We start from the raw sequence: 20,814 nt of genomic DNA, 5'->3' as shown, positions 1-20,814 counted from the left end.
CGGCATGGATGAGCTGCGCGTGGCCGCGATTGCCAGCCTGGCCCCGCTCGAGGATCTGGACACCGACCCGTTCGCCGTGGACACCCGGAGCCAGCACGCCATGTGCGACCGCTGGGCCGCCGACCAGGGCTACGTCGTCACCAAGGAGCTGCTCGTCTACGGGCTGCGCGCCGACCACCGCGGGCTGTGGTGCGACGTGGACGCCGGGCAGGTCGACCTGTTCGTCGCCCCCAACCACCGCGTCCTGGCCCGCGCCCTGCGCTCCGTCGAGGAGTTCGCCGCCGAATGCCGGCGGCGCGGCGTACGGCTGGAGACCGCCGGGCTCGACGAGCCGCAGTACACCTCCGCGATGAAAGCCGAGGTGCACCGCCGCCTGTCGATGCCGACCGCGGGCTACGACGGCACGTAGGCCGCGGCGCCCGGCGGACGCGTGCGCCCCGCCGCCGCGCGGGCCGGGTCGGCCGGGTCGCGCCCGCACGCCGCCGGCCGGACGTGCGTACGCCCGTGCGCCGTCCGCGTGACCCGCCGTCCCCGCTCCCGCTGTGCGACGCTGGACGGGGCGGCGGGGTCCGCGGGCGGGGCGAACTCCCGGGGTCTGCCGGGGGAGACGCGAGGCGGGTGCGGCGTGCAGCGAGGACGGTGGCGGAGTGCGGGCGGCGCCCTGATGCGGATCGCCGTCGTCTGGGCGGTGTCCACGCTGACGATGCTCGCCCTGGCCGGCCTCCTGCCCGACTTCCGGCTCCAGTCCGAGGACGGCGACAGCGTCACCCGGGTCGGGCTGACCGCGGCCTGGGGCGCCGGCGCGTTCGGCCTGCTGAGCGCGCTGGTGTGGCCGGTGGTCGTCCGGGCCCTGCTCCTCGTCCCGGCCCTGGTGCTGGGCCTGCTCGTCTTCTTCCTCAACGGCTCGCTCCTGCTGATGGCGCTCAGCCTCATCCCGTCCGACCGGGCCGAAGCGGCCCCCGAGACCGCGGTGGTGGTGGCCGCGGTGATGTCCGCCGTCGCCTCCGCGACCTCCACCGCGCTCGCGGTCCGCGACGACGAGGCCTACCGCCGCCGCCTCTACCGGCTCGCCGACCGGCGCCGCCGGCGCCGGCGCGGCCCGGGCGCCCCGGGCTCCGCCGAGCCCCCGCCCGGGCTGCTCTTCCTCCAGCTCGACGGCGTCGGCCACGCGGTGCTGCGCGACGTCGTCGCGCGCGGCCTGATGCCGACGGTGGCCGACTGGCTGGAGCGCAGCCACCGCATCACCCCCTGGCGCACCGACTGGTCCAGCCAGACCGGCGCCAGCCAGCTCGGCATCCTGCACGGCTCCACCTTCGACGTGCCCGCCTTCCGCTGGTACGAGAAGGACACCGGCGAGGTGGTGGTCTGCAACCGGCCCACCAGCGCCGCCGAGCTCCAGCGGCGCGCCGTCGCACGGACCGGCGACGGCGGACTGCTCACCCTGGACGGGGCCAGCCGCGGCAACCTGTTCAGCGGCGGCGCCGACCAACTGGCCCTGGTGCTCTCGGTCTCGGCCCGGCGCGGGCGGGCGAACCGCTCCCGGGCCGGCTACTTCGCGTACTTCTCCGACCCCGCGAACGCGGTGCGCACCGCGCTCTCCTTCACCGCCGAGGCCGGCCGCGAGATCGGGCAGGCGGTGCGGGCCAGGCTGCGCGGCGCGGCGCCGCGCGTCTCCCGCGGCGGCCTGTACCCGCTGATCCGGGCCTTCGCCACGGTCGTCGAGCGGGACGTCGTCGTCGCGGCGGTCATCGGCGACCTCCTCGCGGGGCGCGCCGCGATCTACGCCGACCTGGTCGCGTACGACGAGGTCGCCCACCACTCGGGCCCGCGCGGCCGGGACACCGACCAGGTGCTGGCCCGGCTCGACCGGAGCCTGGCGCTGCTCGCCCGCGTCGCCGAGCACGCGCCGCGCACGTACCGGATCGTGCTGCTGTCGGACCACGGCCAGAGCCCGGGGGAGAGCTTCCTCGGCCGGTACGGGCTGACGCTGAAGGACCTGGTCCGGGCGGGCTGCGGGCTGCCGGTCTCCCGTCGGGCCGGCCGCACCCGCAGCGGCGCGGAGGCCCGCGCGGCGGTGCTCGCGGCCCTGCACCGGCCGGTGGAGGCGGGGGAGGAGGCGCGTCCGCGGCCGGGCCCGGACCCGGTGGTGCTCGCGTCGGGCAACCTCGCGGTGATCTCCTTCCCGGACCTCCCCGGCCGGGCGACGCGGGAGCGGATCGAGCGGGCGCACCCGGCGCTGCTGCCGACGCTGGCCGACCATCCCGGCGTCGGCTTCCTGCTGGTGGACGGGGAGGTGCTGGGCCGGGGCGGGGCGGCGGCCCGGCTGTCCGAACCGGGGGCGGCCGAGGCGCTGCTGGCCCCCTTCGGTCCGGGCGCGGCCGAGGCCGTCCGGCGCACCGACTCCTTCCCGCACGTCCCGGACATCATGGTGAACTCGGCGTACGACCCGGGGACCGGGGCCGTGCACGCCTTCGAGGAGCAGATCGGCTCGCACGGCGGCCTGGGCGGCGAGCAGGGGCGCCCGTTCCTGATGTGGCCGACGGAGCTGTCGGAGCCCGACCCGGAGCTGGTGGGCGCGGAGGCGGTGCACCGCGTGCTGCGGCGCTGGCTCCGCGAGGCGGACGGGCCGCAGGTGCCGCTGGGGACGGCCGGAGTACAGGGGACGAAGGGGGCAGACAGTGCCGAGGGTGCGGAGGGGACATCCCGGACGCCGGTGAAGGATCACCGGCCACAGCCCCCGCCAGGCGGAACCTTTCCTTCCGCAGGGGTGTCCGTGCAGGACGAAACCCGCTGATTTGGCGGCGCCCGCACCGTACCGGAGCATGTGTCGACCTGTCCGGCATGTGAAACACCCGAGGCGCGACCCCTTGAGCACCACCCCTGCCCTGGCCCCGGCCCACGAGGCCCCCGCCGCTCCCGGAGCCCCGGCCCACCAGGCCCCCGAAGGCTCCGCCCCCCACGGCCCCGCCCCCGAGGGCTCCGGCCCGCACGCCCGCCGCTTCGGCCTGCCCATCGCGACCTGCCTGGTCATGGGCAACATCATCGGCGGCGGCATCTTCCTGCTGCCGGCCTCCGTGGCGCCCTTCGGCACGATCAGCCTGCTCGCCTTCGGCGTGCTCACGCTCGGCGCGATCGCCCTCGCCCTGGTCTTCGGCCGGCTCGCCGAGCGCCTGCCGCAGACCGGCGGCCCCTACGTCTACGCCCGCGCCGCCTTCGGCGACTTCGCCGGCTTCCTCGCGGCCTGGACCTACTGGATCACCTCCTGGGTGTCGAACGCCGCCCTCGCCGTCGCGGCCGTCGGCTACCTCACGGTCCTCTTCCCGGCCGTCGGCGCGCACCGGTGGTCCATGTGCCTGGCCGCCCTCACCGTGCAGTGGCTGCCGGCGCTCGCCAACCTGGCCGGCACCCGCTGGGTGGGCGCCGTCCAACTGGTCGCCACCGTTCTGAAGTTCGCCCCGCTGATGCTCGTCGCGATCGGCGGCCTGTTCTTCTTCGACCCCGCCAACCTCGGCCCGTTCCAGGCGACCGGCCAGAGCCCGGCCGGCGCCCTGTCCGCCTCCGCCGCGATGCTGCTGTTCAGCTACCTCGGCGTGGAGTCGGCCGCGGTCAGCGCCGGCGAGGTCCGCGATCCCGCCCGCAACGTCGGCCGGGCCACCGTCCTGGGCACCCTCGGCGCCGCCGCCGTCTACCTCCTGGGCACCCTCTCCGTCTTCGGCCTCGTCGCCCACGACAAGCTGGTCGCCTCCCAGGCCCCCTTCACCGACGCCGTCAACGCCATGTTCGGCGGCACCTGGGGCGGCACCGTGGTCGCCTGCGCGGCCGTCGTCTCGATGCTCGGCGCCCTCAACGGCTGGACCCTGCTCAGCGCGCAGACCCCGTACGCCGCCGCCAAGGACGGACTCTTCCCGAGGCCCTTCGAGACCAAGCGGCGCGGCGTCCCCGTCACCGGTGTCGTCGTCACCGTCCTGCTGGCCTCCGCCCTGACCGTCTACAACTACACCGCCGGCTCCCAGGGCGTCTTCGAGAGCCTCGTCCTGATCACCACCTTCACGGCGACCGTGCCCTACCTGCTGTCCACCGCCGCGCAGATCCAGCTGCTGCTCTCGGGCCGCTCCGAGCAGGTCCACCGCGGCCGGCTCGTCCGCGACGCCGCCCTCGCCGTCCTGGCCTTCGGGTTCTCGATGTGGCTCGTCGCCGGCTCCGGCTACGCGGCCGTCTACCAGGGCGTCCTGTTCCTCTTCGCAGGTGTCCCCGTGTACGCCGTGATGGCCGCCCGCAAGGCGCGCGCCACCGCCTGAACCGCGCCGGGGGCGCGGCGGGAGATCCGCGTACGCAAGAAGGCCCGCGCCGTACGGCGCGGGCCTTCTGCCGTTCCCTCCTCCCCCCGCCCTCGCGGGGGTAGGAGGGGCGGAGGGCCGATCAGTCCAGGTAGTCGCGCAGCACCTGCGAGCGCGACGGGTGGCGCAGCTTCGACATGGTCTTCGACTCGATCTGGCGGATGCGCTCACGGGTGACCCCGTACACGCGGCCGATCTCGTCGAGGGTCTTCGGCTGGCCGTCGTTCAGGCCGTAGCGCATGGACACCACGCCCGCCTCGCGCTCGGAGAGCGTGCCCAGGATCGACTGCAGCTGCTCCTGGAGGAAGGTGAAGGAGACCGCGTCGGCCGGGACGACCGCCTCGGAGTCCTCGATCAGGTCGCCGAACTCGCTGTCGCCCTCCTCACCCAGCGGGGTGTGCAGGGAGATCGGCTCACGGCCGTACTTCTGGACCTCGATGACCTTCTCGGGGGTCATGTCGAGCTCCTTGCCCAGCTCCTCCGGCGTGGGCTCGCGGCCGAGGTCCTGGAGCATCTGGCGCTGCACGCGGGCGAGCTTGTTGATGATCTCGACCATGTGCACCGGGATGCGGATGGTGCGCGACTGGTCGGCCATGGCGCGCGTGATCGCCTGCCGGATCCACCAGGTCGCGTACGTGGAGAACTTGAAGCCCTTGGTGTAGTCGAACTTCTCGACCGCACGGATCAGACCGACGTTGCCCTCCTGGATCAGGTCCAGGAAGAGCATGCCGCGGCCGGTGTAGCGCTTGGCCAGCGAGACCACGAGGCGGAGGTTGGCCTCCAGCAGGTGGTTCTTCGCGCGGCGGCCGTCCTCGACCAGGATCTCCAGCTCGCGCCGGTAGGAGGGCTTGTGGTCCTCCTCCTCTTCGAGCTTGTACTCGGAGAACAGGCCGGCCTCGATCCGCTTGGCGAGCTCGACCTCCTGCTCGGCGTTGAGCAGCGGCACCTTGCCGATGAGCTTCAGGTAGTCCTTGACCGGGTCCGCGGTGGCGCCGGCCACCATGACCGTCTGCGCCGGGGCGTCGTCCTCGTCCTCGTCGGACAGCACGAAGCCCTGGCCGCTCGCGGGGGCCTCCTCCTCGACCTCGTCGACGAGGTCCTCGGTCTGCCAGTCCTCGCCCTCGAGGGCCGGGTTCTCGGCGTCGTCGGCGTCCTTCGCGGTGGTCTTCTTCGCCGCGGCGGTCTTCTTGACGGCCGTCTTCTTCGCGGCGGCCTTCTTGACCGTCCGCTTCTTCGGCTCGGCGGCGGCCTCGGCCGCGACGGCCTCCGGCGCGGCGGCCGACGGTGCGGATATCGCCGCAGCGGGGGCCGCGGCAGCGGTGGTGGCCGTGGTGGCCGCGGCGGCAGCCGCCGCGGCGGTCGCGGCCCGGCTGCGCGCGCCGATCGGGCGCGGGGCGGCCGCGGCCTTCTTGGTCACGGTGCGGGCCGGGGCGGCGGCAGCCTTGCGCGGCTTCTTGGCGGCAGCCTTCGTGGCGGGGGCCGCGCTGACGTGGAGGGCGACACCCTCCTCGTCCAGGACCTGGTTCAGACTGCGCAGGACCCGCTTCCACTGGTCCACCGGGATGCGGCCGGCCTCGAAGGCCTGACGCACGTCATCACCGTTGATGTGACCCTGCTCGCGGCCGCGCTCGACGAGCGCGACCAGGGCCTCCGATTCGGCGATCTCCGGAGGGAACGTACGGGACGGGCTGAGCGACACAAGGAGCCTCTCGTTGCGAACAGACAGGAAGTGGGCGGGACATCATCGCGCGGACTCGGGAAACAGGCCCGAGGGGGGTCTGTATTCCGGGGCCGCGCGAGGACACCTGTCGGTTCATCGCATGCCCGAGTCGATTCGTTACGCGCTGAATTGAGTGACCTGCGCCACGCTGTGGCCGCGCAACCGATCGGCCGCGGATCCGTCCGCCCCCGCCGCGGCGTCAGCCCGCCTTGCGGGCCGCGGTCGGGAACCGGGCGGTGTGCGCCACGAAGGGGCCCTCCCGCTCGATCCGTTCGTGGAGCCCGGCCGGCCGGTCGGGGTACTGCTCGACCGTGAAGCCGGGCACCCTCCAGGCCGCCTTCCGCAGGAAGGAGACCACGGACGGAACGCCGGTGATGCACTGAATTGCCCCGGTCCGCGCCGCGCGGCCCCTCGTACGCCTGTGCGCGTCGACTACAGTGGGTGCGGGCCGTGACTGGCGTTCGGGTGGATCACCACCGGGGAGCGGCCCGGCGTACCCCCGGTACGCCCGGCGTACCGCGCGTACGCCGACTGCCGCGCGCCTGGGCGAACCGCGATCCCGCAGCGACGCTCAGGAGACCCCATGACGACTGCCCAGACCGTTCCCGCCGAGCAGCCCCGCACCGCCGCGCTCATGGACGGCACCGCCCTCGCCCGCCGCATCTCGGAGCAGACCGCCGCGTACGCGGCGAAGATCACCGAGCGCACCGGTACCGCGCCCTGCCTGGCCACCGTCCTCGTCGGCGAGGACCCCGCGTCCGTCACCTACGTCCGGATGAAGCAGAACCGCTGCGCCAAGGCCGGGATCACCTCCCGCCACGTGGCCCTGCCCGCCGAGACCACCACCGAGGAGCTCGTCGCCACCATCACGGCGCTCTCCGAGGACCCGGAGATCAGCGGCATCCTGCTCCAGCACCCGGTCCCGCACCACATCGACGAGCGCGCCGCCTTCGAGGCCATCGCCCCCGGCAAGGACGTCGACGGCGTCACCATGCACTCCTTCGCCGCCATGGGCTTCGGCCTGCCCGGCTTCGTCTCCTGCACCCCGGGCGGCATCATGCGCCTGCTCGCCGAGTACGAGGTGGACCTCACCGGCAAGCACGCCGTCGTCGTCGGCCGCAGCGCCATCCTCGGCAAGCCCGCCGGCATGCTCCTGCTGGAGCAGAACGCCACCGTCACCTACTGCCACTCCCGCACCCGGGACCTGTCCTCGATCGTCCGCCAGGCCGACGTCCTGGTCGCCGCCGTCGGCAAGGCCGAGTTCATCCGCGGCGAGGACATCAAGCCCGGCGCCGTCGTCCTGGACGCGGGCTACAACGAGGGCAACGTCGGCGACGTCCACTTCGAGTCCGCCGCCGCCCGCGCCTCCCTGATCACGCCGGTCCCCGGCGGGGTCGGCCCCATGACCATCGCCGTGCTGCTGGAGCAGACCGTCCAGGCCGCCGCCGCCCAGGCCGGCCTGTCCCTCGCGGAGCTCTGACCCGCCTCCTCCCCCCCCGCACCACCGGGGACCGCGCCCCGGGTCCCTCGCAGACCCGGGGCGTTCCGCCGTGCCCACCGTCCCTCGGCCCCCTCCCGGCGCACCCGGCCCGCCCGCCCCACCTGGTCCTCCTCGCGCCTGCACGGCCCTGCCGCCTGGCCGGCGCGCGGCGTATCTTGGCGCCCGCGCGCAGGCCGCCTGCCGCACACCACCCGGGGGGAGCACCGATGGACCTGTTCGCACCGCTCGACCTGCCGAACGGCACGACCCTGCCGAACCGGCTCGCCAAGGCGGCGATGGAAGAGGGCCTCGCCGGCCCCGGACAGCTCCCCGACGAGCGCCTCGAACGCCTCTACCGCCGGTGGGCGCAGGGCGGCGCAGGGCTGCTGATCACCGGGAACGTCATGGTGGACCGCCGCGCCCTGACCGCCCCCGGCACCGTCGTCCTCGACGCGCACGCCCCGCTGGAGCCGTTCCGGCGCTGGGCCCGCGCCGCCGCGTCCGGCGGCGGCCGCGTCTGGATGCAGATCAACCACCCGGGCCGCCAGGTCGGCTCCGAGATGCCCGGCACCGCCTGGGCGCCCTCCGCCGTCGGCGTGAGCCTCGGCAGGCACACCAAGCGCTTCGCCCGCCCCACCGCCATGACCGCGGCCGACATCGAGGCCACCGTCGCCCGGTTCGCGGCCACCGCCCGGCGCGCCCGTGACGCCGGCTTCGACGGCGTCCAGATCCACGCCGCCCACGGCTACCTGCTCAGCCAGTTCCTCTCCCCGCTGGTCAACCGCCGCACCGACCGCTGGGGCGGCAGCCCGGCCAACCGGGTCCGGCTGCTCGCCGAGGTCGTCCGGGCCGTCCGCGAACGGGCCGGCGACGGCTTCGCGGTCGCGGTCAAACTGAACACCGCCGACTTCCAGCGCGGTGGCTTCGACGTCGAGGACGCGGCGCACGTCCTCGCCCTCCTCGGGGACCTCGGCGTCGACCTGGTCGAACTGTCGGGCGGCAGCGTCGAGAGCCCCGCCACCCTCGGCCGCACCGCCGACCGGCGCACCCTGGAGCGGGAGGCGTACTTCCTCTCCTTCGCCGAGCGGTTCCTCGGGACGACCGCGATGCCCCTGATGCTGACCGGCGGCATAGCCGGACCGCAGACCGCCCGCCGGGTACTGGAACGCGGCGTGGACGTCGTGGGCCTCGCCTCGGCCCTGGCGTTCCGCCCCGACCTGCCCGCCCGCTGGCGCGCCGGCGAGGACGTGGCGGTGACCGTGGAACGGCTCGACTGGAAGGACCGGGACGTGGCCGGCGCCGGGCTGCTCGCCTTCGTACGCCACCAGCTGCACCGCCTCGCCCGGGGCCTGGAGCCGCGGCCGCAGGCCTCACCGCGGGCCGCGTTCGCCCTCGACCGGCTGCGGCACTGGCGCCGGGTCCGCGCGTACGGGACGTGGCTGGCCCGCAATCCCGAACCGCAGGACGCTCTCGCCGCCTGACCCCGCCCCGCCCCCGCCCGCCGCCCGCGGCGCCGGCTACCCCTCGGGCGGATCGCGGCGCACGGCGGCCACGATGGGCGAGGAGTGGAAGGCGTGCGCCAGCTCCGCGAGGGGCCCCGAATCCAGCCGCCAGGGATCGGGCGGGCCCTGGTCGCCGCGCTCCTTGTGCTCCCCGAGGAGCCCCGCCAGCTCGGCGCTCCGGCGGCGCCGGACCGCCGCCGCGAGCATGGCCGCGTCCGCCACCAGCGAGGCCTGCGGATCGCGCAGCCCCTCGGCGCGCGCGGCCTCGTACGCGGCGCACCGTACCCCGGGGTCGAACCAGCAGCCCAGCGCGAGGATCCCGTCGTCGATCACCGACTCGCGGTGGATCAGCCGGATCCCGATCGGCGACCACCAGGTCAGCGGCACGGTCATCACGCTCGGCGAGGCGAACCCGCGCAGCGCCTTCCACAGCGGGCGCAGCCTGCGGTAGCGGCGGTAGTCCCGCCAGGCCGCCGACCCGCCGACCAGCGGCACGATGAACCCCGAGCCCACCATCAGGGCGGAGGCCGAGGCCAGCGGCGGGGCCACGTACGTCGACAGGGCGTCCCAGTCCCGCCCGGCCCAGCGGGCGCCGACCGCGGCCCACTTCGCGACGAGGTAGCCGAGGTCCAGCACCCCGCCCAGCACGATCAGCGCCAGCCCCGTGCGCAGCGGACGCAGCGAGGGAGCCACCCGCAGCAGCCACTTCCAGCACAGCCCGGTCAGCGCCGAGCTGCCCGCGGTGTGCGCCAGCAGGTAGCAGACGATCATCTCGCGGATCCACGGCGTGTTCGCGTAGTACGTGTCCAGGTCCCGCAGCCGCTCCACCGGCGCGTCGCCGATCACGAAGAAGGCCACGATGAGCAGGGTCACGGCGCCGAACACGGCCGCGGTGAGCCGGGTGGCCCGGCGCACGGCCGCCGGCGGCCCGGCGCTCCAGTGCAGGACCAGGACGATGCACGAGCCGGAGAACGCGGTCAGCGCCCCGTACACCAGCGGCGCCGAGACATTGGTGATGCCGACGAGCCGGTTGACCGCGGAGATCGTCGGCGGCGCCGCCAGGAACATCACCAGGCAGCCGACGCACAGCAGCGTGCACACGGCCCGCATCAGCGGCTGGTCCCAGCCCCGGCGCAGGGTCGGCGCCTTGATCAGCAGCGCCAGGATCAGCACCGACCCCGGGACGTACAGGATGAGCCCGTCCGTCATCGCGCCCGGCCGACGGGATCGACGGGACCGACGGGGCCCGAGGGCCCCGCCGGACCGGTGGTGTCCGCCGGCCGGTCCAGCCCCGCCACGGCCCGCTCGGCCGCCGTCAGCGGCGGCGCCTTCAGCGCCCCCCGGTCCGAGGCGCGCAGCACGTTCCACACCACCGGGGGCCGCAGCCAGTACGTGGGCGGGCTGCTCATCGTGATCACCTGGAGGAAGGCCGCCGTCAGCGCCTCCCGCGTCGTCGCCCCCGTCATCAGCCGGTTGACGTACGCGTTGAGCAGCCCGGCACCGGTCCGCGGCCGCATCCCGGTCGCGCCCGGGTAGAGGATGTCCTGTGAGGTCGCCAGCTCCCAGGCGGTGGCCACCTGCGGGGCGAGCGCGCGCTGCGCCGCGCGGCCGACGGCCGGGTGGGCCAGGCCCTTGGACCGCAGCAGGGCCCGCACGGCCAGCAGGCCCCGGGCGGCGACGGTCATGCCCTGCCCGTACAGCGGGTTGAAGGTGGCCACCGAGTCCCCGACGGCGAAGAACCCGTCGGGCAGGTCCGCCTTCTCGAAGTACACCCTGCGGTTGGCGGTGCCCTGGGTGACGGCGACGTCCGTGAGCGGCGTGCGGCCCTCCAGGAGCTCGCCGACGATCGGGTCCCGCACCGACTTGGCGAACGGGATGAACCGGTCGGGGTCGCCGGTGGGCTGGCCGCCGCGGGTCCCGGATAACGTGGCCTGCCACTGCCCGTTCTCGATGGGAACGATGGTCGCCGTCCGCCCCGGAACCGCGACCCGCGGGTCCGACTGCACGTTGACGATGGGGAAGCCCATCTCGTGCGCCCCCGGCGGGGCCCGGAAGATCCGCGTCGCGTACACCAGTCCGGAGTCGACCTCGGCCTGCCGGATGCCGCCCACACCGAGCTGCTGCAGCCAGGCGCGGGCCCGCGAGCCGCGCCCGCTCGCGTCCACCACGAGGTCCGCGGTGATCAGCTTCCCCCGCTCGCCGGGGGTGTCGACGCGCACGCCGGTGACGCGGGCCGCCGAGCCCTCCAGGGCGCGCACCCGGCTCTGCTGCAGCGTGGAGACGCCGCTCAGGCCGGTCACGCGGGCCCGCACCACGGAGTCGAGGAGGTCGCGGCTGCAGGAGATGTTGAACTGCTTCTCCCCGCAGCGCGGGATCCAGCCCTGCGCCGTCTTGGTGACCAGGTCGTCGGGCAGGCTGCGGCGCAGCGCGCCCGCCGCCGTCCACTGCGCGGTGATGCCCGGCAGGATCCGCTCGATGGCGCGGGCCCCGCCCGACCACATGACGTGGACGTGCCGGGCCTGCGGGAGCCCGCGGCGCGGCTCCGGGCCGGGGGGCAGCACGTCGGCGTCGATGATCGTGACCGTGGCGTGCTCGGCGAGCACGGCAGCCGCGAGCAGGCCGGCCATGCTGCCGCCGATGACGACGGCGTGGCGGGGCGGGGTGGACTGGGTCATCGTGTGCGGTGCTCTCTGTCGGGGCCGGGCGGGGGCCGCGGCGCGTCAGGCCGGGGGGCTGGCGGGGTGCGTGGGCAGGGGGACGGCGACCGCCGCGGCTGCGGGGCCGCGCCGCAGGCCCGCTCCCGGGATCAACGGCCCCATCCGAGCGAGGACTTGATGCGCTCGATCGGCTCGGGGAAGTGCTCCTCGCAGGGCGCCTGCAGGAACGTCTTCAAGATCTTGCCCAGGTGCAGGCCGAAGGTCTCCGCCCGGATCTCCGCCGGATCCTCCCGGTCGGCGCGCGCCGCGGCCTGCCGTACCACGCTGCCCAGCCCGCCGTCCGGGCGCAGCAGCTGCGCCAGGTCGCCGCCCGGACCGGCCAGCCGCGCGGCCACCGCCATGCCCGGCCCGTGGCTGTCGCAGGTCCCCTCCTCCAGGTGCCACAACTCGTGGCAGGCGATGACCAGTTGGTGGGCCGGCCGGGTGCGCTCCTCGATCACGAGCAGGTCCCGGTCGGGCAGCTCCAGCCACAGCCCGCTGGCGGTGTCCGGCGGGAAGCCGGCGAAGCGGAAGTCCACCGGCCGGCCGCCGCGGCGGCGCCCGTACGCGGCGCACAGGCTGCCGACGATCCCGGCGGCGTCGCCCGGGGCCGCCCGGCGCACCTCCGCCAGCAGATCCGCGCCCAGCTTCCGCATGCTCCGTGTGGTCCTCATGGCGCTCCCCCCTCCGCCGGCGCCCCGACGCGGGCCCGCGCCGCCTCGGGGTCGGGTCGGGCGGGGGCTGACACCGTGTGGTTCTCCGTATGTCGACAGGACGTTCGAGGTCTTCGGCTGCCAGCAGCCTAGCCCGCCGCCCCCCGCCGGGGCAGGAGATCCCCGGCCTTTCTCGCGGCGGGCGCCGGCGCGGCGCCGGGCGCCGGGGGAGCGGCGCAGACCGGCGGCCGGGGCCCGCGGGCCGCCCGCAGCGGCTGCGGCCCGGCCATGACGTCCGAGGTAATCGACCCGCCCCGCACCGCAGCGGCACAGTGGAGCCACCGGGCCGGGGAACACCCCGCAAGACCCCCCCCGAGGGTCGCCCTTCACCGCCCCGGCCCTTCCACCCGCGCCATCCGACCCCTCGATGGAGGCTGATCCGTCATGTCCGCAACCCTGATCGGCAGCGTCGCCCGCACCACCGCCCCGCAGACCGCCCTGCGCCGCTTCCTCGCCCTCGACGCCGTCGTCACCGGCGGCAACGGCCTGGCCTACGCGGCCTTCAGCGGCCCCCTCGGCCGGCTGCTCGGCGTCGGCGGGACCACCCTGCTCGGGCTCGGGGCCTTCCTCGCCCTCTACGGCGCCGGCGTCGGCTGGCTGGCCGCGCGCCGCCGCCCGCCGGTCCTGCCCGTCAAGCTCGTCGTCGAGGCCAACTACGCCTGGGCGGCCGCCAGCCTGGCCTCGCTGCTGCTCTGGCAGGCCCCCACCGCCGCCGCACTGGTGTGGATCCCGGCGCAGGCCGCCGTCGTCGCCGCCTTCGCCGCACTCCAGCAGAGGGCGCTCCGCGCCGCCTCAGGGCCCCAGTGAGCGCAGGTACTTCACCGTCGCCGGGTCGGCCGGCAGCATCGTCTCGATGGCCAGCTCGGCGACGGTCACGTCCATCGGGGTGTTGAACGTCGCGATGGACGACACGAAGGACAGCAGCTGCCCGTCGTGCTCGATGACGAGCGGCAGCGCGACGTACGGGACCGGCTCGGCCGGTGCGGCATCGCCCGGGCGGTCGGGCACCGGGTAGGCCGCCACCTCCTCGTACAGGGCGCGCAGCGGCGCGGAGCGGGCGAGCGCGATCTGCCGCTCCATCTGCGCCAGCAGGTGGCCGCGCCACTCCCTGAGGTTGTGGATCCGCGGCGCCAGGCCCTGCGGGTGCAGGGTGATCCGCATCGCGTTCAGCGGCGGGGCCAGCAGGTCCTCGGGCAGCCCCTCCAGCAGCATCATGATGCCGCGGTTGGCGGCGACCACGTCGTACGTCGCGTCCACCACCAGCGCCGGGTACGGCTCGTAGCCGGTCAGCAGCCGCTCCAGGCCCTCGCGCAGCGTCCCCATCGCCGGGTCGTCCAGCGGCGTCTGCGCGTAGCGCGGCGCGTACCCGGCGGCCAGCAGCAGCGCGTTGCGCTCGCGGACGGGGACGTCCAGGCGGTCCGCCAGGCGCAGCACCATCTCCTGGCTCGGCTTGGACCGGCCGGTCTCGATGAAGCTGATGTGGCGCGAGGAGGAGTCCGCACGCCCCGCCAGCTCCAGCTGGCTCATGCCGCGCCGCTCGCGCCAGGCGCGCAGCAGGGCCCCGACGGATCCGCTCTCCGCGTGTGTCGTAGTCGCCATGCGCATGACGCTACCTCAGACGGGTCGCCGCAGGTGGAGGGCGTTTCGCCGGTCGGGACGCCGACGGCGCCGAAGCAGCCGCCCGCGCCGCGGCGCGCACCCTTCCCTCCGGCGTGCGGTGTGGGAACCTTGACCCCACGTCAGGAGTTCGGCCCCGAACGGGAGGAGCATGCCCATGGCAGGCGAGCCGCTTTCGCAGAAGGAGATCGAGGACCGGTTGCGGGAACTGCCCGGGTGGGCCTTCGAGGACGACCGGATCATCCGCACCTACCGGCTGGGAACCCACGTCGCGGCGAGCGCCCTGGTCGCCCACATCGCCGCCGTGCAGGACGAGCTGAACCACCACTCCGACCTCACCCTCGGCTACAACACCGTCCGGCTGTCGATGAACACCCACAGCGCAGGCGACGCGGTCACCGAGACCGACTTCGCCCTCGCCGAACGCGTCGAGGCCATCGCCCCCGCCCACGGAGCGAGCTGACCCCGCCCCGGGGCCCGGCCCGCGCCCCGCGCCGGCCGGCGGGCCCCCCGGCCCGCCCCGCCGGCCCCGGCCCGGGCCAGCCGGCTCAGTAGTCGAACGAGGCCGGGTCAGGACCGATCCGCCGCCCCGCCGGCCCGCTGCCCAGCGCCTCCAGCGCCGCCACGTCGGCCTCGTCCAGCTCGAAGCCGAAGACGTCCAGGTTCTCCCGGATCCGCGACGGCGTCGACGACTTCGGGATCGCCACGTTGCCCAGCTGCAGGTGCCAGCGCAGCACCACCTGCGCCGGGGTGCGCCCGTACCGCTCGGCGATCCCCGCGACCACCGGCAGGCTCAGCAGCCCCTGGCCCTGGCCCAGCGGCGACCACGCCTCGGTGGTGATCCCGAGCCGGGAGTGCAGCGCCCGCAGCCCGCCCTGCGGCAGCAGCGGATGCAGCTCGATCTGGTTCACGGCCGGCACGAGGGAGCTGCGCCCGGCGAGCCGCTCCAGGTCCTGCGCGCGGAAGTTCGACACGCCGACGGCCCGCGCCCGGCCGCTCTCCGCGAGCTCCTCGAACGCCTCCCAGATGTACAGGAAGTCGTCCCGCATCGGGCGCGGCCAGTGGATCAGGTACAGGTCCACGTAGTCCAGGCCCAGCCGGCCCAGGGACTCCTCGAACGCCTCCAACACCTGCGGACGGCGCCAGGTCCGGTCCCGCCCGTTCCACAGCTTGGTGGTGACGAACACCTCCTCGCGCGGCAGCCCGCAGGAGGCGACGGCCCTGCCGGTGCCCCCCTCGTTGCCGTACACGGCAGCCGTGTCGATGCTGCGGTAGCCGCCTCCAGCGCCGTCCCGACCGCACGCTCGGCCTCGGCGTCGGGGATCTGCCAGACGCCGTAGCCGAGCCGGGGCATGGACGTGCCGTTGTTGAGCAGGATGGCGGGGACCTGGTTCACCTGGTGCCGTTCCTCGGGGTCGTCGGGCGAGCGTACGCGGGGCGGCAACCGGCCGTCCCACCCCCCTATTCCCGCCGGGGCGGCCGATCCCCCGATCGCCCGCCAGGTCGCACCCGGACGGCGCCTCGGGCCGGGCCCGGCGGCACCCGCCCTCAGCCACCGTAGAGCGCGGCCACCTCCCGCGCGTAGGCCTTCTCGATCGCGCGCCGCTTCAGCTTCAGCGACGGCGTCAGCAGCCCCCGCTCCTCCGTGAACTGCTCCGCCAGCACCCTGAACGTACGGATCGACTCCGCCTGCGAGACCAGCGTGTTCGCCGCCACCACCGCCCGGCGCACCTCCGCCGTCAGATCCGGGTCCTGCACCAGCTGCGCCGCCGGCAGCTGCGGCCGGCTGCGCATCGACAGCCAGTGCGCCACCCCCTCCGGATCCAGCGTGATCAGGGCGGCGACGTACGGCCGGTCGTTGCCCACCAGCACGCACTGCGCGACCAGCGGGTGCGAGCGCACCCGCTCCTCCAGCGCGGCCGGCGCGACGCTCTTGCCGTTGGAGGTCACCAGGATCTCCTTCTTCCGCCCGGTGATCGTCAGGTACCCGTCCCCGTCCAGCCGCCCCAGGTCCCCGGTCGCCAGCCAGCCGCCGCGCAGCACCGCCTCCGTGGCCCGCGGATCGTTGAGGTACCCCGAGAAGACGTGCCCGCCGTGCAGCCACACCTCCCCGTCCTCGGCGATGTGCACCGTACCGCCGGGGATCGGCCGCCCCACCGTCCCGTACTTGATCGCACCCGGCGGGTTCGCCGTGGCCGCCGCGCAGGACTCCGTCAGCCCGTACCCCTCGTACACGGTGATCCCGGCCCCCTCGAAGAACAGCCCGAGCCGCCGCGACATCGCCGAACCCCCCGACATCGCGTACCGCACCCGCCCGCCCATCGCCTCGCGCACCTTGGCGTACACCAGCCTCTCGAACAGCTGGTGCTCCATGCGCAGCGTGGCCGACGGCCCCGGACCCGCGCCGAACGCCTTCTGCTCGCGCGCCTCCGCGTACCGCACGGCCGTCTCCACCGCCCGGTCGAAGGGGCCCGTGCGCCCCTCCGCCTCCGCTTTGCGGCGGGCCGCCGCGAACACCTTCTCGAAGACGTACGGCACCCCCAGCACGAAGCTCGGCCGGAACGCCGCGAGGTCCGGCAGCAGCTCCGCCGCCGCCAGCACCGGCTGGTGCCCCAGCTTCACCCGGGCCCGGACGGCCGCCACCTCCACCATCCGCCCGAAGACGTGCGCGAGCGGCAGGAACAGCAGCGTCGACGCCTCCCCGGGCCCCGCCCGGAACACCGGCTCCCACCGGGCCACCAGCGTGTCCGCCTCGTACATGAAGTTGCCGTGGGTCAGCACGCACCCCTTGGGGCGCCCCGTGGTCCCCGAGGTGTAGATCACCGTCGCGACGGCGTCGGGCGTGACCGCGGCGCGGTGCCGGTGCACCGTCCCCTCGTCGACGGAGCGGCCGTCGGCGACGAGCGCCTCGACCGCCCCGGCGTCCAGCTGCCACAGCCGCCGCAGCCCCGGCAGCCCCTCGACCACCGACCCCACCGTCATCGCCTGGTCCTCGTCCTCCACCACGCAGGCACTGCACCCGGAGTCGCTCAGGATCCAGTGCACCTGCTCCGCCGAGGACGTGGGGTAGACGGGCACCGGCTGCGCGCCGATCGCCCACAGCGCGAAGTCGAACAGCGTCCACTCGTACCGGGTACGGGACATCACGGCGACCCGCTCCCCGAACCGCACCCCCTGCGCCAGCAGCCCCCGCGCCAGCGCCAGCACCTCGCCGGCGAGCTCCCCGGAGGTCACGTCCCGCCACACCCCGCCGACCTTGCGCCCCATCACCACCCGGCCGGGATCCTCCCCGGCGTGCCGGAACACGGCATCGGCGAGCCCGCCGACGGGTGCCTCCGTGACGACCGGTGGGACCGTGACCTCGCGCATGCCCCGCTCCTCTCCCCGCAGCGCGGCGACGCTACCCCACGCCTCCCCACGGTTGATCACCGCGCGGAGACCTCCACAAGACCTCCCCACCTACCCGCGCCCCGAACCCGGAAGACCCCTGCAACGGCAGGGGTCTTCCGGGTTCCGTGCCGGGCGGCTCCCTCAGGAGCCCACGGCCAGACCCTGCGTAAGCCCGTCGGCGGCCGGCGTCCCCGCGTCCTCGAGCACGTCCTCCCCGTACTGGGCGTGCAGCCAGCTGGGCTGGTAGACGGTGTTCAGATAGCGCTCGCCCAGATCCGGGGCCAGGGCCACGGCGGTGAGGTCGTGCGCGTCGTGCTCGGCGAGCCACCTCGTGGCGCCGCTGACCACCGTGCCGGTCGAACCGCCGAAGAGGAAGCCCTTGCGGGCCATGAGGTGACAGGCCCGGACGGTGTCCGCCTCCTCCACCCTGACCACCTCGTCCACGAAGGACTCGTCCAGCAGCGGGGGACGGATGCTCATGCCGAGCCCCGGGATCATCCGCCGGCCCGGCCGGCCGCCGAAGGACACCGACCCCACGGCGTCCAGGGCGACGATGCGCACCGGCCGGTGCCACTCCCGGAAGAACCGGGCGCAGCCCATCAGGGTGCCGGTGGTGCCGGCCCCCACGAACAGGACGTCCAGCGCGGGGAACCGGCGCGCCACCGCCGGCGCGGTGCGCCGGTAGTGGGCCCGCCAGTTGCCCGGATTGGTGTACTGGCTCAGCCACACGTACCGGTCGTCGGAGGCGCACAGCGCCCGGACGTACTCCAGCCGGGCGCCGAGCGGGCCTTGCGGGTGGCCCTCCTGGGAGATGGCGCGGACCTCGCTGCCCAGCGCCTCCATCATCAGCCGGGTGGTCAGGTTGCAGCGTGAGTCGGTCACGCACAGGAACCGGTAGCCCTTGCTCGCCGCGATCATGCTGAGGGCGACTCCGAGGTTTCCCGACGAGGACTCGACGATGACCGAGTCCTCGGTCAGGAGGCCCTCCTGCTCAGCGGATTGCACCATCTCGACGGCGGCCTTCAGTTTGATCGAGCCGGCGAAGTTGAATCCCTCGCACTTCAGGAAGAGCGGCTGCCCGAACATCGGCCGGAGGTCGACGTAGAGCTGCTCCTCGTGGAAGTCGTAGGGGGTGGATATGACGGGCACGGTTGCCCTCCTGATCCTCGGCAGGGTCCCCGTCCCCTGAGCTCATCTCCTGAGCGGGGACCCCGTGTCAGCGGACGTGCGGTCCTGTGGGTACCGGCTGCGTCCCGTTGCGGTTCATCCGTACCGGCGCAGGCCGTGGAAGAAGTCCTTGCTGAAGTGCAGTTCTCCTGAGCGCTCCAGCTCGTCGTAGACGAACTTGCCGACCGCGAGGTCGAGCACCCCGAGCCCGAACGGGGAGAAGACGACCGGCCGGTCGCGGGGCACCCCCACCTGCCCGGTCATCACGTCGGTCAGCGTGCCGTGCAGGAAGTCCCGGCTCCCGGTGAGCTGCTCGGCCAGATGGGGCGAGGTGTCCGCCTTCAGGCAGTGCTCGACGTCGTCGACGATGTTGGTCGAGCCGAGCAGGATCTCCGGTGCGAGGTCGCGCAGCGACACGTGGAGCACCACGGGGTTGTGCGAGAACCACGACGGGTCGTGGACGTGCGGAGTGCCGGCGACGGTGGCGAAGACCACCACGTCGCTGTAGCGGATCAGGTCCTCCGGGCTGTCGTGCACCGTGATCCGCCCGGGCGTGTCCGACTGCTCCAGGTAGCAGCGGAAGCCGGCGGCGCTGTCCGTCGACAGGTCGTGGATCCCGATCTCGTCGAAGGACCAGCCGGTGGCCGTCAGGAAGGTGTGGATGTAGCGGGCGATGAGGCCGGCGCCGAAGAAGCCCACCCGGGTGGGGCGGGGCCGGCCCCGGCACAGCCAGCCGGTGGCCAGCGCCGCCGAGGCGGCGGTCCGGGTGGCGCTGATGAGGGACGCCTCCAGGCAGGCGAACGGGTAGCCGGTGGTGTGGTCGTTGAGGATCAGCACCGCCGACGCGCGGGGGATCCCGGCCGCCACGTTCTCCGGGAAACTGGAGATCCACTTCAGCCCGTCCACCTGCACGGACCCTCCCAGGGAGGCAGGCAGGGCGATGATGCGGGAGGAGGGGCGGTCGGGGAACCGCAGGAAGTACGAGGCCGGGTTCACCGACTGGCCTGCGCTGTGCAGCAGGTAGGTGGCCTCGACGAGCTCGACGAGCTGCTTCTCCCGGCCCTTGAGCACCTGCTCCACCTGGATGCCGGGGACCACGGCGAAGGGCGGCACCACCCGGCCGGCCTCGGCCGGCGCCGGCGCAGCGGGGCGGGACGACGTACCGGTCATCGTGCGCTCACCTCCACGGTGGGGGAGCAGTCGGCCAGGTGCACCGGGTCGGCCAGGCCGACGAGCACCTCGCGCGGACCCTCGTAGGGCTCCCTGCTGTGCGCCGTGCGGATGTTGTCCACCATCAGCAGGTCGCCGGAGCGCCACGGCTCACGCACCGTGGCCTGCTCGTAGATCTTGTTCAGGAGCTGCACCACGTCCTCGCCGATCGGGTCGCCGTTCCCGTAGCGCGTGTTGAACGGCAGGCCGTCGGGGCCGTACACGTCCACCAGGTAGTCGCGTACTTCCGGGGCGAGCGTCCACTCGTTGAGGAAGGCGATCTGGTTGAACCAGCAGCGGCGGCCGCTGCCCGGGTGGCGCACCACGGCGCTGCGCCGCTGCCTGGCCCGCAGCCCGCCGTCGGGCTGCCACTCGAACTCGATGGCGTTGGCCCGGCAGTACGCCTCCACGGCGGCCCGGTCGTCGGTGCCGAAGGACTCGGCCACCGAGGCCCCGATCTCGTCGTTGTAGCTGCGGGTGAGCAGCCAGCCCTGGCGCTCGAACCGCTCGGCCAGCTCGGCCGGCAGGGCCTCGAGCACGGTCGGCCCGTCCGCCACAGCGGTGGCCCCGCCCGTCGCGGGCGCCGTCGGGCAGGCGAAGAGCATCAGGCCCGGGAACTCCACCCGGTAGCTGAGCTCGTGATGCATGCACATCGGCTGGTTCGGCGGCCACTGCGTGGGGGAGTGCACCCCGCCGCCGCGCTCCTCGCGGGGCGCGAACGCCTCACGTTCGACCATCAGCTCCGCGGCCAGGGCGCGGAACACCGCGCCGATCACGTCCGGTTCGCGCAGTCCGAGGCCGCGGACCAGCAGCGCGCCGTGCTCGGCGACGGCGGCGCGCAACGCGTCCCGGTGCCGTGCCGCCCACTGCGGGGCCCCGTCCTCGATCTCCACCTGCACCACCGGCGGTCGGCCGGGTCGCAGCTCTGGATCGGGAAGTGACGTCGGGGATGAGGACGCCATCTGACTCTCCTTTCGGTGGCG

Annotated in this window: 16 protein-coding genes and 2 pseudogenes; 7 read left to right on the top strand and 11 right to left on the bottom strand. The window is 74.4% G+C overall.

The genetic code is table 11. The features are described 5' to 3' along the window. The first annotated feature begins 4 nt into the window (after nucleotides 1-4). The 3 genes from AB0953_RS20020 to AB0953_RS20010 all read left to right on the top strand — a co-directional run bounded on the left by AB0953_RS20020 (nucleotide 5) and on the right by AB0953_RS20010 (nucleotide 4,298). Nucleotides 5-409, top strand: a complete 405-nt coding sequence (locus AB0953_RS20020) for a hypothetical protein (RefSeq protein WP_366860834.1) — start codon at nucleotides 5-7, stop codon at nucleotides 407-409. 216 nt (nucleotides 410-625) lie between these two features. Continuing rightward, entirely contained in the window at nucleotides 626-2,794 is a 2,169-nt protein-coding gene (locus tag AB0953_RS20015; RefSeq protein WP_366860833.1) for a phage holin family protein, read from the top strand. A 211-nt stretch (nucleotides 2,795-3,005) separates the two neighbouring features. Beyond that, on the top strand, nucleotides 3,006-4,298 hold the full coding sequence (locus AB0953_RS20010; protein WP_366860953.1) for an amino acid permease: 1,293 nt from the start codon (nucleotides 3,006-3,008) through the stop codon (nucleotides 4,296-4,298). A gap of 121 nt (nucleotides 4,299-4,419) precedes the next feature. On the opposite strand, the gene AB0953_RS20005 is transcribed toward AB0953_RS20010, so the two are convergent. Continuing rightward, entirely contained in the window at nucleotides 4,420-6,036 is a 1,617-nt protein-coding gene (locus AB0953_RS20005) for an RNA polymerase sigma factor (RefSeq protein ID WP_366860832.1), read from the bottom strand. 220 nt (nucleotides 6,037-6,256) lie between these two features. Further along, nucleotides 6,257-6,424: pseudogene (locus AB0953_RS20000) on the bottom strand (SAM-dependent methyltransferase); the annotation flags it as partial. A gap of 216 nt (nucleotides 6,425-6,640) precedes the next feature. Here AB0953_RS20000 and AB0953_RS19995 point away from each other — a divergent pair. Then, nucleotides 6,641-7,537 (top strand): bifunctional 5,10-methylenetetrahydrofolate dehydrogenase/5,10-methenyltetrahydrofolate cyclohydrolase, encoded by an 897-nt coding sequence (locus AB0953_RS19995; protein WP_366860831.1) that lies wholly within the window; start codon nucleotides 6,641-6,643, stop codon nucleotides 7,535-7,537. 227 nt (nucleotides 7,538-7,764) lie between these two features. Next, a complete protein-coding gene (locus AB0953_RS19990; RefSeq protein WP_366860830.1) occupies nucleotides 7,765-9,018 on the top strand; it encodes an NADH:flavin oxidoreductase/NADH oxidase family protein in 1,254 nt (417 codons plus the stop codon). 36 nt (nucleotides 9,019-9,054) lie between these two features. On the opposite strand, the gene AB0953_RS19985 is transcribed toward AB0953_RS19990, so the two are convergent. The 3 genes from AB0953_RS19985 to AB0953_RS19975 form a co-directional block, all read right to left on the bottom strand. After that, the gene (locus AB0953_RS19985; protein ID WP_366860829.1) at nucleotides 9,055-10,248 is read right to left on the bottom strand and encodes an MAB_1171c family putative transporter; all 1,194 of its coding nucleotides are present in this window, start codon (nucleotides 10,246-10,248) and stop codon (nucleotides 9,055-9,057) included. Beyond that, nucleotides 10,245-11,714, bottom strand: coding sequence for a pyridine nucleotide-disulfide oxidoreductase (locus AB0953_RS19980; RefSeq protein WP_366860828.1), 1,470 nt, complete (start codon nucleotides 11,712-11,714; stop codon nucleotides 10,245-10,247). The genes AB0953_RS19985 and AB0953_RS19980 overlap by 4 nt, the downstream gene beginning before the upstream one ends. Nucleotides 11,715-11,845: 131 nt before the next feature. After that, the gene (locus AB0953_RS19975) at nucleotides 11,846-12,409 is read right to left on the bottom strand and encodes a toxin-antitoxin system, toxin component (protein ID WP_366860827.1); all 564 of its coding nucleotides are present in this window, start codon (nucleotides 12,407-12,409) and stop codon (nucleotides 11,846-11,848) included. A gap of 423 nt (nucleotides 12,410-12,832) precedes the next feature. Between AB0953_RS19975 and AB0953_RS19970 the strand changes: the two genes are divergently transcribed. After that, on the top strand, nucleotides 12,833-13,255 hold the full coding sequence (locus tag AB0953_RS19970; protein ID WP_366860826.1) for a hypothetical protein: 423 nt from the start codon (nucleotides 12,833-12,835) through the stop codon (nucleotides 13,253-13,255). Here AB0953_RS19970 and AB0953_RS19965 read toward each other — a convergent pair. Next, complete coding sequence (locus tag AB0953_RS19965) at nucleotides 13,241-14,053, bottom strand: helix-turn-helix transcriptional regulator (protein WP_366860825.1); 813 nt, start codon at nucleotides 14,051-14,053, stop codon at nucleotides 13,241-13,243. The genes AB0953_RS19970 and AB0953_RS19965 overlap by 15 nt on opposite strands. A 169-nt stretch (nucleotides 14,054-14,222) precedes the next feature. Between AB0953_RS19965 and AB0953_RS19960 the strand changes: the two genes are divergently transcribed. Then, on the top strand, nucleotides 14,223-14,528 hold the full coding sequence (locus AB0953_RS19960) for a 4a-hydroxytetrahydrobiopterin dehydratase (protein ID WP_366860824.1): 306 nt from the start codon (nucleotides 14,223-14,225) through the stop codon (nucleotides 14,526-14,528). An 85-nt stretch (nucleotides 14,529-14,613) separates the two neighbouring features. On the opposite strand, the pseudogene AB0953_RS19955 reads toward AB0953_RS19960, so the two are convergent. The 5 genes and pseudogenes from AB0953_RS19955 to AB0953_RS19935 form a co-directional block, all read right to left on the bottom strand. Continuing rightward, nucleotides 14,614-15,461: pseudogene (locus AB0953_RS19955) on the bottom strand (aldo/keto reductase). A 152-nt stretch (nucleotides 15,462-15,613) separates the two neighbouring features. Then, nucleotides 15,614-17,434 (bottom strand): AMP-dependent synthetase/ligase, encoded by a 1,821-nt coding sequence (locus AB0953_RS19950; RefSeq protein WP_366860823.1) that lies wholly within the window; start codon nucleotides 17,432-17,434, stop codon nucleotides 15,614-15,616. A 162-nt stretch (nucleotides 17,435-17,596) separates the two neighbouring features. Next, the gene (gene sbnA, locus AB0953_RS19945; RefSeq protein WP_366860822.1) at nucleotides 17,597-18,604 is read right to left on the bottom strand and encodes a 2,3-diaminopropionate biosynthesis protein SbnA; all 1,008 of its coding nucleotides are present in this window, start codon (nucleotides 18,602-18,604) and stop codon (nucleotides 17,597-17,599) included. Between the two features lie 114 nt (nucleotides 18,605-18,718). Further along, the gene (sbnB, locus tag AB0953_RS19940; RefSeq protein ID WP_366860821.1) at nucleotides 18,719-19,792 is read right to left on the bottom strand and encodes a 2,3-diaminopropionate biosynthesis protein SbnB; all 1,074 of its coding nucleotides are present in this window, start codon (nucleotides 19,790-19,792) and stop codon (nucleotides 18,719-18,721) included. Further along, nucleotides 19,789-20,793 carry a TauD/TfdA family dioxygenase gene (locus AB0953_RS19935; protein ID WP_366860820.1) on the bottom strand — a complete coding sequence of 335 codons (1,005 nt, stop codon included), beginning with the start codon at nucleotides 20,791-20,793 and terminating at the stop codon, nucleotides 19,789-19,791. Before AB0953_RS19935 ends, sbnB begins: the two co-directional genes overlap by 4 nt. Between the last annotated feature and the right edge of the window lie 21 nt (nucleotides 20,794-20,814).

This window comes from Streptomyces sp. NPDC046866 (assembly GCF_040704625.1).
In the GTDB taxonomy this organism is placed as follows: domain Bacteria; phylum Actinomycetota; class Actinomycetes; order Streptomycetales; family Streptomycetaceae; genus Streptomyces.
This window is presented reverse-complemented; position numbering and strand designations above follow the sequence as displayed.

Bases quoted from the DNA above. Each gene is read 5' to 3' on its own strand.
- AB0953_RS19950 (WP_366860823.1), bottom strand. From the start codon at position 17,434: ATGCGCGAGGTCACGGTCCCACCGGTCGTCACGGAGGCACCCGTCGGC.
- AB0953_RS19935 (WP_366860820.1), bottom strand. From the start codon at position 20,793: ATGGCGTCCTCATCCCCGACGTCACTTCCCGATCCAGAGCTGCGACCC.
- AB0953_RS19995 (WP_366860831.1), top strand. From the start codon at position 6,641: ATGACGACTGCCCAGACCGTTCCCGCCGAGCAGCCCCGCACCGCCGCG.
- sbnB (WP_366860821.1), bottom strand. From the start codon at position 19,792: ATGACCGGTACGTCGTCCCGCCCCGCTGCGCCGGCGCCGGCCGAGGCC.
- AB0953_RS19985 (WP_366860829.1), bottom strand. From the start codon at position 10,248: ATGACGGACGGGCTCATCCTGTACGTCCCGGGGTCGGTGCTGATCCTG.
- AB0953_RS19965 (WP_366860825.1), bottom strand. From the start codon at position 14,053: ATGCGCATGGCGACTACGACACACGCGGAGAGCGGATCCGTCGGGGCC.
- AB0953_RS19990 (WP_366860830.1), top strand. From the start codon at position 7,765: ATGGACCTGTTCGCACCGCTCGACCTGCCGAACGGCACGACCCTGCCG.
- AB0953_RS19980 (WP_366860828.1), bottom strand. From the start codon at position 11,714: ATGACCCAGTCCACCCCGCCCCGCCACGCCGTCGTCATCGGCGGCAGC.
- AB0953_RS19970 (WP_366860826.1), top strand. From the start codon at position 12,833: ATGTCCGCAACCCTGATCGGCAGCGTCGCCCGCACCACCGCCCCGCAG.
- AB0953_RS19975 (WP_366860827.1), bottom strand. From the start codon at position 12,409: ATGAGGACCACACGGAGCATGCGGAAGCTGGGCGCGGATCTGCTGGCG.
- AB0953_RS20020 (WP_366860834.1), top strand. From the start codon at position 5: ATGGATGAGCTGCGCGTGGCCGCGATTGCCAGCCTGGCCCCGCTCGAG.
- AB0953_RS19960 (WP_366860824.1), top strand. From the start codon at position 14,223: ATGGCAGGCGAGCCGCTTTCGCAGAAGGAGATCGAGGACCGGTTGCGG.